Consider the following 13,399-nt stretch of genomic DNA (forward strand, 5'->3'; position numbering starts at 1 on the left):
GTTTTTTAATAAAACGAACATTATTTGCGAAGTTGAAAAAACGGCTTTTAAGTTACAGGAACGTGCTTTAAGTATTTTTAAAATTATGGGAATGAATATGCGTTATATGAATCCAGAAGCGCACGATAAACACATTGCTTACGTGTCTCATTTATCTCATATTAGTGCGTTTATGTTGGGGAAAACGGTTATGGAAAAAGAAAAGAACGAACGGGATATTTTCGATTTGGCAGGAAGCGGGTTTGCTTCAACCGTCCGATTGGCAAAAAGTTCACCACAGATGTGGACACCCATTTTTAAACAAAATAAAGCAAATGTTATCGATACTTTAAACGAGTATATAAATAATTTATCTCAATTTAAAGACGCAATGGAATTAGACGATTATGAATATGTTTTTAACGATATGGAAAACACCAATCGTATCAAACAGATTTTAAACGGAATACAATAAGTAAAAACTCGAATTTAGCCTGTCTCTTGACAGACAAGAAACTTGATTTTTACCTGGCTTTCAACAAGACAGGAAAATTAACAATATTATGAAAAACAAAAAAGAACTAAGAAACTGGTTAAATGCTTTTAATTTAAAGCATCCTTTGGTGATTGCTGGACCTTGTAGTGCAGAGACCGAAGAGCAGGTTTTAAATATAGCACATCAATTAAAAGAGAGTGATGCAACTGTTTTGCGAGCAGGGATATGGAAGCCAAGAACACGACCAGGGAATTTTGAAGGTGTTGGAGCTTTGGGTTTAAAATGGTTGCAAAAGGCCAAAGAAGAAACAGGAATGTTAATAGCTACCGAAGTTGCTAATGCAAATCATGTGGATTTAGCATTGGAACATGATGTGGATGTGCTTTGGATTGGAGCAAGAACAACAGTAAGTCCGTTTATTGTTCAGGAAATTGCTGAAGCTTTAAAAGGAACCGATAAAATTGTCTTGGTTAAAAATCCGGTAAATCCAGATTTATCACTTTGGTTAGGAGCAGTGGAAAGATTTCACACTTCTGGAATCGATAAATTAGGGGTTATCCATCGTGGATTTTCAACTTATGAAAAAACCAGATATAGAAACAATCCGGAATGGCAAATTCCAATCGATTTACAAAATCGATTTCCCGATTTACCACTTATATTAGATCCTTCGCATATTGCCGGTCGAAGGGATGTTATTTTTGATTTATGTCAAACAGCTCTCGATTTAAACTACGATGGATTGATGGTGGAGACCCATAATAATCCGGATAAAGCTTGGAGCGATGCTTCTCAGCAAATTACTCCAGACACCCTTATTCAGTACACAAAAGATTTGCGTATTAGAAAAGAGGTTGGCGAAGCTGCCGAATTTAAAAATAAAATAAACACCCTGCGTACGCAAATAGATGTTATAGATCATCAGTTAATAGATATGCTTGGGAAACGAATGAAAATTGCGGAAGATATTGGTGCTTTGAAAAAAGTTCATAATGTAGCTGTTTTACAAACCAAGAGATGGAATGAAGTTTTGGAAAAAATGATCCAGCAAGGAGATGAAAAGAATTTAAGCGAAGAGTTTATTTTACGCATGTTTAAAGCCATTCATCAGGAATCGATTAATCATCAAGAAAAGATTGTTAAAAAGTAGTTTATCCAAGATTAATTTTTCCTTATTAATTAAAATTGCATCTTTGTAATAATGACAGGAATAGTATATAAATCTACAGGAAGTTGGTACACTGTAAAAACAGATTTTGGCACCGTTTATCCTTGTCGGATAAAAGGAAAGTTTAGAATTAAGGGCATTAAAAGTACCAATCCCATTGCCGTTGGAGATCGAGTTGATTTTGAGTTAGATGTCGATAACAACGAAAATCCAATGGGGATGATAACCCACATTCACGATCGGAAAAATTACATCGTTAGAAAGTCTGTTAACTTATCGAAGCAAACACATATTATCGCATCTAATATTGATCAAGTGTTTTTGTTAGTTACAATTGATAACCCTCCAACTTTCACAACCTTTATCGATAGATTTTTAGTTACTGCTGAAGCATATTCTATTAAAACAGTTATACTTTTTAATAAAGTCGATACATATAGCCAGGATACATTGGACGAAGTGAGATTTCTAGCTCATGTTTATCGAAAAATCGGGTATGAATGTATTGGAATTTCAGCAGCAACTGGAAAAAACATCGACAAGGTAAAAGCACTGATGCAGGACAAAGTAAGCATGTTTGCTGGACATTCAGGAGTGGGTAAGTCTACATTAGTAAATGCTATCGAACCTGAATTGAATTTAAAAACAAAAGAAATATCTACACAACATAGCCAAGGTCAACACACCACTACTTTTGCAGAAATGTTCGATTTGAGCTTTGGAGCAAAAATTATAGACACTCCAGGAATAAAAGGTTTCGGAGTTGTTGATATGGATAAAGCAGAAGTAAGTGATTATTTCCCTGAATTTTTCAAGCTTAAACAAGACTGTAAGTTTAATAATTGCATTCATGTAGAGGAGCCTAACTGTGCAGTTAAAGAAGCATTAGATAGAGATGAAATAGCATTTTCAAGGTACAGAAGTTATCTTCAAATTTTAGAAGGAGAAGACGAGCATTATAGAACTGATAACTGGGATAAAGAACCAGAATAGGTTTAGTTTAATTTAGTTCTTGCATTTATAGTAAATACTCATTTCAATTTACATCATTCCTCTAAACATTAACACTATAGGATGAAAGCAGTTATTCAAAGAGTTTCAAAAGCAAGTGTCACTATTGATGGAAAACAAGTTGCAAATATTCGTAGCGGATTACTTGTGTTATTAGGTATTGTGGATGAAGACACCCATGAAGATATTTCGTGGTTGTCCAATAAAATTGCCAATCTTCGAATTTTTAATGATGAAAATGGTGTGATGAATCAATCCCTAATAAATCAAAATGGAGAAGCAATTGTTGTTAGTCAGTTTACACTTCACGCAAACACAAAAAAAGGAAATAGACCAAGCTATATTAAAGCTGCTAAACCAGATGTAGCCATTCCATTATACGAAGCTTTCGTGAAAGAATTGGAAATGGTTATAGGAAAACAGGTTCAAACAGGAGAGTTTGGTGCAGATATGAAAGTGGAACTCTTAAATGATGGTCCGGTAACCATCATAATTGATACAAAAAACAAAGAATAAGCTAATTTATTTAACTTAAAATTTTGTTATTTAGTAAATAAGTCTATTTTTGAGATAGATAAAAGAAGTGCCTACATGCATAAAATTATACTTTTGTTAATCTCGGCACTATTTTACGTCCAAATAATCGCACAGGAAGATTCGCTTTTTAATGTGCATTCTATTCCGTTAGATCTTAAGGTAAAGGCAAATGCCGTTGTTCGATTTGATCAGATTCAAATTGATGTTATTGATTATAATAAAATTGTTTACACAAACAAAAGAGTTGTTACAATTTTAAATAAGGAAGGCGATTATAAAATAGGAGCTTTTCATCATTATGATGAAAATATTAACATCCAAAACCTTGAAGCTAGAGTATTTAATGCTAATGGCAACGAAATTAAGAAATTTAGAAAAAACGATTTTAAAGATGTTAGCGCCGTTCCTGGTGGTACTTTATATTCCGATAGTCGAGTAAAATATCTAGACTACACTCCCATTAATTATCCATATACCATTCTTTTTGAAGCTAAAGTTATTTATAATTCAACAGCCTTCATTCCAAGCTGGTTACCTATTGAAGGTTTCTATATAAGCTCAGAAAATTCAGAATATAAAATCACGAATACTTCAGAAATTCCTATTAAAATAAAAACTTCAAATTTTGAAACCTATTCTATTGAGAAACTAAACGACTTTCATTTTAAATCTAAAAACTTAAAATCCATAGAACCAGAATCTTTTAGTCCAGATTTTAAAACCTATGCCCCTGTTTTAAAAGCAGCTTTAACACAGTTTGATATGGAAGGCGTAAAAGGAGTTAATAATAATTGGGAGGATTTTGGATTATGGATGAACAATAGTTTATTAGTTGGGACACAAGAATTACCTCAAACAGTTAAAAACAAGATAAAGGAACTTACTGAAAACGCTAATTCGAACGTTGAAAAAGCGAAGATTGTTTACCAATATATGCAAAACAAAACACGCTATATAAGTGTTCAAGTAGGTATTGGTGGTTGGAAACCTATGCTGGCAGAAGATGTAGAAAGATTGAGTTATGGAGACTGTAAAGCCTTAACAAATTATACACAAGCCCTATTAAAAGAAGTGGGAGTGGCTTCTTATTATACCATTATTTATGGAGATGATAAACTTGTAAATATAGATAAGGATTTCTCGGCAACTCAAGGGAATCATGCTATTTTATGCTTGCCTAATAATGACGATTATATCTGGTTAGAGTGTACTAGTCAAACCAATCCGTTTGGGTATACTGCTAATTTTACTGATGATAGGGAGGGATGCCTTAATAATTACACCAGAAGGTGGTAAAATTGTACATACAAAGGTATATGCCGCAGAAGAAAATGTTCAAAGGATAGATGCTGATATTTATTTAGATGAAAGCGGATCTGTTTTAGCAGAAGTTAATATTCAGTCAGAGGGCGCGCAATATGGCGAACATGAAGGCATACAAAATACCACATTAAAAGAACAAGAATTATATTATAAGCATGATTTCTGGAAGGACCTAAACAATCTTGAGATTTTAAATATGAATTATAAAAACAATAGAGATAGTATTGTTTTTAATGAAGACATTAAAGTTAAAATCCCTAATTATACCTCTAGAGCAGGTAGTAAATTTTTATTTCAGCCTAATGTGTTTAATAAACTAACCATGGTACCTCCAAGGTATAAAAATAGAAAATCACCATTTGTTATCGAAAGAGGTTTTACAGATGTTGATACTTATAAAATTAAATTTTCTAACAATCTAGATGTGGAAGCTAAAACGAAGCCTGTTTCAATCCGAAATAAGTTTGGCTCTTACAATTTAACCATCACAAAAACTAATAATATAATAAACTATAAACGCGAATTAATTCTAAATAAAGGCTCTTATTCTAAAGAAGATTATCAAGAATTTAGAGAGTTTTTTATAAGTATTAATAAGCATGATAATTCCAAAATTGTTTTCAACTCTAAAACCTAACCTATGAAATATGTTTTTTTACTCGTAACTGTATTTACTTTACAAACAATAACTGCCCAAGATTATAGATTTGGAAAAGTAAGTAAAGAGGAACTTCAAGAAATATCCGACCCAACAGATCCAGAAGTCAATGCAGCGGTGTTATATAGAAGTCAAGAAATTAAATTTGAATATATAGAAAGCAAAGGCTTTGTTCAGAAAAACGACATTCATGAACGTATAAAAATTTATAATAAAGAAGGATTTGATCAAGCAACTAAATCCATTAATCTTTATAATGAATCTAATGAGTTGAAAGAAAGCTTAACAGGATTTAGGGCTTATACCTATAATTTAGAAGGTAATAAAATTAAGGAAGACAAATTAAAAAATGATGGAATTTTCGAAGAAGAAACAAATAAGTATTGGTTAAAAACCAAGTTTACCATGCCTAATATTAAGGAAGGTAGCGTCATTGAATATAAATACACCATACAATCGGAACTGATTAGAATAGATGATATTGAATTTCAACAGGAAATACCAATAAGAAAACTAGATTTTAAAATGACGACTCCAGAGTTTTATAATTATTCAAAATACCCAAATGTTAAAGCAGCGTATTATCCACAATTAAATAACACCTATAAGGAGACGACCGTTTTTCTTTCAGGAGAAATGCAGACTAAAATCTCACATAATCCTCAAAGAGGCACGCGTTCAGACTTTAGTAAAAATGAATGGAAGTATGTGGAATATATTACAACTGCTAACTTAGTTAATATTCCCGCTGTAAAAAGTGAGACCTACGTTACTAATATAGATAACTATAGAGCTATTATGAAAATGGATCTAAACTATATTCAATTTCCAAATCAAGTTAGAAAAGATTATTCAACCAACTGGGAAAAAGTAACTACAAGTATTTATAATAATACGGAGTTTGGGGAGCAATTAAATAAATCTGGTTATTTTGGAAACGACTTAAACACCGCATTAGCCGGAGCAACAGATCCAGTTGAACAGGCAAATAACATACTTAATTTTGTAAAATCTAAAGTAAAATGGAATGGTCTTCACGGGTATTATACAGACTTAGGAGTTAGACAAGCCAATAAGCAAGGAGCAGGAAATGTAGCAGATATTAATTTAATTTTAATAGCTATGTTGCGCGAAGCTGGTTTAGAAGCCAATCCTGTTTTATTAAGTACAAAAGAAAACGGTATTCCATTATTTCCAACTAGATCTGGGTTTAACTACGTTATTTGTGCAGTTAATACAGCCCAAGGTCAGTTGCTTTTAGATGCTTCACAAAATCATACTAGCCTAAATGTTCTACCTGTTAAAGTATTAAATTGGCAAGGACGTTTAATACGTAGAGATGGAAGTTCAGATTGGGTTAACCTATCGGTTGAAGAAGCTTCAAAAGAAATTGTTTCATTGAATATTAAGTTGAATTCAGATTTATCCGCAACTGGAAAAGTAAGAAATCAGTTTACAGATTATTCTGCTTTAAACTATAGAAATACCTTTGAAAGTTATTCCCATGACGATTTAGTAAAAGAAATAGAGTCAGAAAATGGGCAATTAGAGGTTTCAAATATTGAGGTTTTAGAAATGCAAGTTCCAATTAAACCTGTGCTTTTATCTTATGAATATCAATTAGAAGAAGCTTTAGAGGAAATTGGCGACAGTTATTATTTTTCACCTTTATTGTTTTTAAAAACAGAAGAGACACCATTTAAGCTTCAAACTAGAAAATATCCAATAGATTTAAATTTTCCTACTTCAAAAAAATATATGGTAAATATTATGTTACCAGATGGTTTTCAAGTAGCGTCTTTGCCAAAAAACGAGAAATTACAATATAATAATACTGAAGGAGAGTTTACATATTTAATAAAAGAAAATGGCTCAATGCTTCAATTGATCATTTCATTAGATTTAAATAATACCTTAATTTTACCAGCTAATTATGAGGAATTCAAAAAGTTTTTTGAATTATTAGTAAGCAAACAAGCTGAAAAAATTGTACTTAAAAAAGCATAGCAATGGACATAAAAAACTCTCAACAACAGGTTGATACTTGGATTAAAGAACATGGTGTTCGTTATTTCAACGAACTAACGAATATGGCTCAACTTACTGAAGAGGTAGGAGAAGTAGCTAGAATTATTGCTAGACGTTATGGTGAGCAAAGCGAAAAAGAAAGCGATAAGGATAAAGATCTAGGAGAAGAATTAGCTGATGTTGTTTTTGTGGTTTTATGTCTTGCTAATCAAACAGGAATTGATTTGCAAGCCGCTTTCGATAAGAAAATGGATAAGAAAACCAAGCGTGATCACGACAGACACCACAACAACGAAAAGTTAAAATAGCTTAATGGATATAAAACTTAATAAATCAACAATCCAAAACCTTCAATCTGTTTGTATTGAAAATACACATACAAGTAAATTATCGATTAGAATAACTGGTTCTAAAAGCGAATCAAACAGATTGTTGTTATTACAAGCTTTATATCCAAACATTGAAATTGAAAATATTTCAAATTCGGATGATACCATGGTAATGGCTGAAGCCTTATCCACAACTTCTAACATTATCAATATTCATCATGCCGGAACTGCCATGCGTTTTTTAACTGCTTATTTTTCCACGCAAAATGGGAGAGAAGTAGTTTTAACCGGTTCTGATAGAATGAAGGAGCGTCCAATAAAAATTTTGGTAGAAGCACTCCAAAGTCTCGGAGCTGAGATTTCCTATTTGGAGACCGAAGGTTTTCCGCCATTAAAAATTAAAGGAAAAACTTTAACTCAAAACAAGGCAAGTTTAAAAGCCGACGTTAGCAGTCAGTATATTTCGGCTTTGCTCCTTATAGCGCCAAGACTAGAAAACGGTCTAGAACTTACCTTAGAGGGAGAAATAACATCTGTTCCTTATATCAATTTGACTTTAAGTTTGCTAAATGAAGTAGGTATAAAAAATTCATTTAAGAAACAGGTTATAAAAGTCGAACAACAATCAAGAATTAACAATTACAAATTGGTAATCGAATCCGATTGGTCGTCTGCATCTTATTTTTATAGCATTTTGGCTTTAAGCCAAGTTGGAACAGAAATTAGCCTTTCTTCATATAAAAAGGATTCCTTGCAAGGAGATTCTGTTTTGGCGGAAATTTACCAGCAATTTGGGGTTGAAACTACATTTAGTAATAACAATATTATTCTTCGGAAAACAACATCAATTAACGGTAAAACAACCATCAAATTGAATTTATCAAACACTCCAGATATTGCACAAACCATAGCAGTAACTTGCTTAGGATTAGGGTTGGAATGTCACCTTGCCGGACTTCATACTTTAAAAATAAAAGAAACCGATAGACTATTAGCGCTTAAAACCGAAATTGAAAAATTGGGAGCGGAAATATTAATTACCGACGACAGTTTGATGTTAAAAGCTTCAAAAAATCTAAAAAACAATGTAAGTATCAATACTTATAACGATCATCGAATGGCCTTGGCATTCGCACCTTTAGCACTAAAAACCTCAATGATTATCAAGGATGCTGAGGTTGTTTCAAAATCATATCCAACTTTTTGGGAAGACCTTAAAAGCATTGGATTTAAAATTACAAAATAATAAGTGGCTAAATACTTGACAACGCCTACTTTCAGGTCGTATATTTGCACCTTTCCAAAATAATAGATTTTCACAAAATATGTGCCTCATTTATAAAAAGTGAAAACGATAAAAACAAACTATATATGAAATTATCACATTTTAATTTTGATCTTCCAGAAGAATTATTAGCAGAATATCCAGCTGAAAATAGGGATGAATCTCGTTTAATGGTTTTAGATAGAGCAAAACAAACTATCGAACACAAAACCTTTAAAGATTTAATTGACTATTTCGACGAAGATGATGTAATGATTCTTAACGATACGAAAGTATTTCCTGCCAGACTTTTTGGAAACAAAGAGAAAACAGGAGCAAGAATTGAAGTGTTTTTATTGAGGGAATTAAATGAAGAACAACGCCTTTGGGATGTTCTTGTAGATCCAGCTAGAAAAATAAGAATTGGAAATAAATTATACTTTGGTGAAGAAGAATCTTTAGTGGCTGAAGTTATTGATAACACAACATCAAGAGGTAGAACTTTACGTTTCTTATACGATGGATCTTATAGAGATTTTCGTGTAAAACTTAAGGAACTAGGTGAAACTCCACTTCCAAAATATATTAAAAGAGAAGTAGAACCAGAAGACGAAGAGCGTTACCAAACAATTTTTGCTAAAAACGAAGGAGCAGTAGCTGCGCCAACAGCTGGTTTGCATTTCTCTAAACACCTATTAAAACGTCTAGAAATAAAAGGAATTAATTTTGCTGAAGTAACCCTACATGTTGGTTTAGGTACTTTTAATCCTGTTGAGGTTGAAGATTTATCTAAGCACAAAATGGATAGTGAAGAAATCATTATTAAAAAGGAAGCTGTAGATATTATTAATAAAGGAATTAAAAATAAAAAACGTGTATGTGCTGTTGGTACAACTGCAATGCGAGCTATTGAAAGTTCAGTATCTTCAAACGGAACATTAAACGAGTTTGATGGTTGGTCTAATAAATTCATTTTCCCTCCGTACGATTTTAGTATTGCAAACTGTATGATTACTAACTTTCATACACCAAAATCAACTTTATTGATGATGGCTTCGGCTTTTGCAGGTCACGATTTTATTAAAAAAGCGTACGACGAAGCAATTAAAGAAAAATACAAATTCTATAGCTATGGCGATGCTATGCTAATTATTTAATTAGGATTACCTATAAAAAAAAGCCTTGTTTATACAGGGCTTTTTTGTTTTTTGGGCATTCCACTTTGTGCACTTCGCTTTTTGTTCGAAAAGTGTCGCGCTTTCACTACTCGCTTTTTTATAATGCATAGGCGCAACAACATAAAAAGAGCTCAAACACCCCGATAGCTATCGGGCCGTTCAATCCCTAATGTGCTAGCCTAAGGTAGTTGCATAAATTCAAAAACAGTAATTCGTCAATCCAAACCCTTATTTCGTAAAATCCTTTTATTACTTTTGCAAAACAATGACAACATCAAAAAAAGACATACGCGCCCTGACAAAAGAGCAACTTCGAGATTTCTTTGTTAAAGAAGGAGATCAAGCCTTTCGTGGAAATCAAGTTTACGAATGGTTATGGAGTAAAGGTGCCCATAGCTTTGAAGATATGACTAATATTTCCAAAGAAACCAGGCAAATGCTCGAAGATAACTTTGTTATCAACCACATTCATGTAGATACCATGCAGAAAAGTAACGATGGTACTATTAAAAATGCTGTTCGATTGCATGATGGGTTAATTGTAGAATCAGTTTTAATTCCTACAAAAACAAGAACCACAGCGTGTGTATCTAGTCAAGTTGGTTGTAGCTTAGATTGCAGATTTTGTGCAACATCTAGACTTAAACGTATGCGTAATCTAAACCCAGACGAAATTTTTGATCAGGTTGTGGCTATCGATAAAGAAAGTAGATTATACTACGACAGACCTTTAAGTAATATTGTGTTTATGGGAATGGGTGAGCCGCTTATGAACTACAATAACGTACTAAAAGCTATCGATAAAATTACTTCTGACGAAGGTTTAGGAATGTCGCCAAAACGAATTGTTGTTTCTACTTCAGGTGTACCAAAAATGATTAAAAAAATGGCCGATGATGAGGTTAAGTTTAAACTAGCTGTATCTCTTCATTCTGCAATTGATGAAGTTAGAACGTCTATCATGCCATTTAATGCAACCTTCCCTTTAGCTGATTTACGTGAAGCTTTGGAGTATTGGTATGCCAAAACAAAAAATAGAATTACCTACGAATATGTTGTTTGGAAGGACATTAACGATAAGAAAAAAGATGTTGATGCCTTAATAGAGTTTTGCAAATTTGCGCCAAGTAAGGTTAATTTAATTGAATACAACCCTATAGACGATGGCGAATTCCAACACGCCAATAACGAAGCTATAGACATGTATGTGTCAATGCTCGAGGCCAACCATATTACAGTAACCGTTAGACGTTCTAGAGGAAAGGATATTGATGCGGCTTGTGGACAATTGGCTAATAAAAGCTAATTATATTATTTGATTTGATATCTTTGATACACAAGTGAAAATAGTAGAACAAATAAAACAGCCCATCGACTACGAAATGGAACTTTTTGAACAGAAGTTCCTACTTTCTATGTCTTCTAAAGTAGCGTTACTTAATAGAATCACTCATTACATCGTTAATAGAAAAGGCAAGCAAATGCGTCCTATGTTTGTTTTTCTTGTCGCTAAAATGGTTTCTAATGGTGAGGTTAGTGAGCGTACCTATCGTGGTGCTTCTGTTATAGAACTTATCCATACAGCAACTTTGGTCCATGACGATGTGGTTGATGAAAGTAATAGGCGTCGAGGATTTTTCTCAATAAATGCCCTTTGGAAAAATAAAATTGCCGTATTAGTAGGCGATTATTTGCTTTCAAAAGGACTCCTACTTTCTATCGATAATAACGATTTCGATTTACTTAAAATTATTTCCATAGCCGTAAGGGAAATGAGTGAAGGCGAATTACTTCAAATAGAAAAAGCCAGAAAATTAGATATCACAGAAGATATTTATTACGAAATTATACGTCAAAAAACAGCTACATTAATTGCAGCTTGTTGTAGTCTTGGTGCTGCTTCAGTAAAACCAGAATCGGACCATGTGGAACGCATGAGAAAATTTGGAGAACTAATAGGAATGGCTTTTCAAATAAAAGACGATTTATTCGATTATGGAAATGAGGCAATAGGTAAGCCTACTGGAATTGATATTAAAGAGCAGAAAATGACCTTGCCATTAATTTATGTGTTAAATCGAGCAGATAAAAACGATAGAAGATGGCTTATTAATTCTATTAAAAATCATAATAAGGATAAAAAACGGGTTAAAGAAGTAATAAGCTACGTTAAAGAAAATGGAGGATTAGATTATGCTGTTTCTAAAATGAAAGAATTCCAACAAGAAGCTCTTCAAATACTTGAAATCTATCCAAAAACAACATTTAAAAGCTCGCTAGAGCTTATGGTTAATTATGTAATTGACAGAAAAAAGTAAAATATCTCGGTTAATAAAACATCTTTTTAGTACTTTTCCTTTGAATGCTTAAAATAACTCTATATCTTTAAATATTCGTAATTGATTGATAGTAAGATTGTTAATAGTCTTAATCTCTTACGATATGTTTAGTACCAATTGGTTATTTCCAATATCATTAATCTTCGGATTAGTTTTCGTCCTCTTTAACTGGTTTGGAGATGCAAACTATGTCTCTGAACTAAATCAAGAAGATGGGCCGATAGAATACTTGACGGCGTTTTTCTACCTTTTAGCTTTTATACTTTGCTTAGTTGTGATTTTTAAAACCAAAAAGAAATTGGTGTTCCCTATTACTTGGGTGATTTTGTGTTTTGTTTTTTTGGGAGAGGAAACAAGCTGGTTTCAAAGAGTTTTTAATTATTCTGTTCCTGCAGTTGAAGCAGTTAATGTTCAAAAGGAATTCAACTTCCATAACCTAGATATGTTTGTCGGCGAGAAGCTTTTTGTTGACGGTAAAATAAGCCAAGCAGGGGTAATTAATTTCTTCAAATCCTCTCAAAATATTTTTAGAATAGGCTTTTTTGGCTACTTTTTTGCTTTACCTCTTCTCATGTTCAATAAAAAAGTTGAAACTCTACTACTAAGAATTGGATATCAAAAACCAGGAATAAAATTACTATTTGTTATGCTAATTATATTTGTCTTGTCCTTTGTGTTAGCAGTTTCGTCACCAGTATTGGTTAAAATGGCCATGGCTGAAACTAGAGAAATGCTATATGCATACTTTATATTTATATACATTGGTTTTTATTATTGGCAACGTAGTAGGTCTGAATCCATAGTGTAACTTCAAAGAAAATATTTTAATAAATTGCTTGATGTAGATGTTCTATACATTTGCTTTTCAATATAAATTGGAGCACTGCAAGTTTTTACAATCTAAATAAAAGGTTTTGCTTTAATAAGTTTAGAATCGTTCAAAATATGCGATAGATATTTATTTACTATGCAGTAAGTTCTAGTTTTTATCTGCTTAACGCCATAACACCAATTATTTTATTAAAATTCCATTTTTTAGCTTTAAAATTTAAATAGGTTTAACAGAAGTTTATATGATTAAGACTTAAT

13 protein-coding genes are annotated in these 13,399 nt (G+C 32.5%); all 13 read left to right on the top strand.

From position 1 onward, the window contains the following. Positions 1–454, top strand: a 454-nt coding sequence (locus VKY41_RS01200) for a prephenate dehydrogenase dimerization domain-containing protein (protein WP_500812604.1), incomplete at its 5' end; no start/stop codon positions are given. 88 nt (positions 455–542) lie between these two features. Then, positions 543–1,625, top strand: a complete 1,083-nt coding sequence (locus VKY41_RS01205; protein ID WP_500812605.1) for a chorismate mutase — start codon at positions 543–545, stop codon at positions 1,623–1,625. 51 nt (positions 1,626–1,676) lie between these two features. Further along, a complete protein-coding gene (gene rsgA, locus VKY41_RS01210; protein WP_500812606.1) occupies positions 1,677–2,636 on the top strand; it encodes a ribosome small subunit-dependent GTPase A in 960 nt (319 codons plus the stop codon). Positions 2,637–2,717: 81 nt separating this feature from the next. Beyond that, positions 2,718–3,170 carry a D-aminoacyl-tRNA deacylase gene (gene dtd, locus VKY41_RS01215; RefSeq protein ID WP_500812607.1) on the top strand — a complete coding sequence of 151 codons (453 nt, stop codon included), beginning with the start codon at positions 2,718–2,720 and terminating at the stop codon, positions 3,168–3,170. A gap of 75 nt (positions 3,171–3,245) precedes the next feature. After that, the gene (locus VKY41_RS01220; RefSeq protein ID WP_500812608.1) at positions 3,246–4,487 is read left to right on the top strand and encodes a DUF3857 domain-containing protein; all 1,242 of its coding nucleotides are present in this window, start codon (positions 3,246–3,248) and stop codon (positions 4,485–4,487) included. Continuing rightward, positions 4,420–5,151, top strand: a complete 732-nt coding sequence (locus tag VKY41_RS01225) for a DUF3858 domain-containing protein (protein WP_500812609.1) — start codon at positions 4,420–4,422, stop codon at positions 5,149–5,151. The genes VKY41_RS01220 and VKY41_RS01225 overlap by 68 nt, the downstream gene beginning before the upstream one ends. Positions 5,152–5,154: 3 nt before the next feature. Then, positions 5,155–7,179, top strand: a complete 2,025-nt coding sequence (locus tag VKY41_RS01230) for a DUF3858 domain-containing protein (protein WP_500812610.1) — start codon at positions 5,155–5,157, stop codon at positions 7,177–7,179. Between the two features lie 2 nt (positions 7,180–7,181). After that, the gene (locus VKY41_RS01235; protein WP_500812611.1) at positions 7,182–7,508 is read left to right on the top strand and encodes a nucleotide pyrophosphohydrolase; all 327 of its coding nucleotides are present in this window, start codon (positions 7,182–7,184) and stop codon (positions 7,506–7,508) included. Positions 7,509–7,512: 4 nt separating this feature from the next. Further along, positions 7,513–8,775, top strand: a complete 1,263-nt coding sequence (locus tag VKY41_RS01240; RefSeq protein WP_500812612.1) for a 3-phosphoshikimate 1-carboxyvinyltransferase — start codon at positions 7,513–7,515, stop codon at positions 8,773–8,775. Between the two features lie 125 nt (positions 8,776–8,900). Continuing rightward, positions 8,901–9,950 (top strand): tRNA preQ1(34) S-adenosylmethionine ribosyltransferase-isomerase QueA, encoded by a 1,050-nt coding sequence (queA, locus tag VKY41_RS01245; protein ID WP_500812613.1) that lies wholly within the window; start codon positions 8,901–8,903, stop codon positions 9,948–9,950. A gap of 286 nt (positions 9,951–10,236) precedes the next feature. Then, entirely contained in the window at positions 10,237–11,277 is a 1,041-nt protein-coding gene (gene rlmN / locus VKY41_RS01250; protein ID WP_500812614.1) for a dual-specificity RNA methyltransferase RlmN, read from the top strand. Between the two features lie 34 nt (positions 11,278–11,311). Beyond that, positions 11,312–12,289 carry a polyprenyl synthetase family protein gene (locus VKY41_RS01255; RefSeq protein ID WP_500812615.1) on the top strand — a complete coding sequence of 326 codons (978 nt, stop codon included), beginning with the start codon at positions 11,312–11,314 and terminating at the stop codon, positions 12,287–12,289. A 124-nt stretch (positions 12,290–12,413) separates the two neighbouring features. Next, entirely contained in the window at positions 12,414–13,118 is a 705-nt protein-coding gene (locus tag VKY41_RS01260) for a hypothetical protein (RefSeq protein ID WP_500812616.1), read from the top strand. The last annotated feature ends 281 nt before the right edge of the window (positions 13,119–13,399 follow it).

The organism is Xanthomarina sp., from assembly GCF_035306605.1.
Lineage (GTDB): Bacteria > Bacteroidota > Bacteroidia > Flavobacteriales > Flavobacteriaceae > Xanthomarina.

Bases quoted from the DNA above. Each gene is read 5' to 3' on its own strand.
- VKY41_RS01240 (WP_500812612.1), top strand. From the start codon at position 7,513: ATGGATATAAAACTTAATAAATCAACAATCCAAAACCTTCAATCTGTT.
- VKY41_RS01220 (WP_500812608.1), top strand. From the start codon at position 3,246: ATGCATAAAATTATACTTTTGTTAATCTCGGCACTATTTTACGTCCAA.
- rlmN (WP_500812614.1), top strand. From the start codon at position 10,237: ATGACAACATCAAAAAAAGACATACGCGCCCTGACAAAAGAGCAACTT.
- VKY41_RS01260 (WP_500812616.1), top strand. From the start codon at position 12,414: ATGTTTAGTACCAATTGGTTATTTCCAATATCATTAATCTTCGGATTA.
- VKY41_RS01235 (WP_500812611.1), top strand. From the start codon at position 7,182: ATGGACATAAAAAACTCTCAACAACAGGTTGATACTTGGATTAAAGAA.
- rsgA (WP_500812606.1), top strand. From the start codon at position 1,677: ATGACAGGAATAGTATATAAATCTACAGGAAGTTGGTACACTGTAAAA.
- VKY41_RS01205 (WP_500812605.1), top strand. From the start codon at position 543: ATGAAAAACAAAAAAGAACTAAGAAACTGGTTAAATGCTTTTAATTTA.
- queA (WP_500812613.1), top strand. From the start codon at position 8,901: ATGAAATTATCACATTTTAATTTTGATCTTCCAGAAGAATTATTAGCA.
- dtd (WP_500812607.1), top strand. From the start codon at position 2,718: ATGAAAGCAGTTATTCAAAGAGTTTCAAAAGCAAGTGTCACTATTGAT.
- VKY41_RS01230 (WP_500812610.1), top strand. From the start codon at position 5,155: ATGAAATATGTTTTTTTACTCGTAACTGTATTTACTTTACAAACAATA.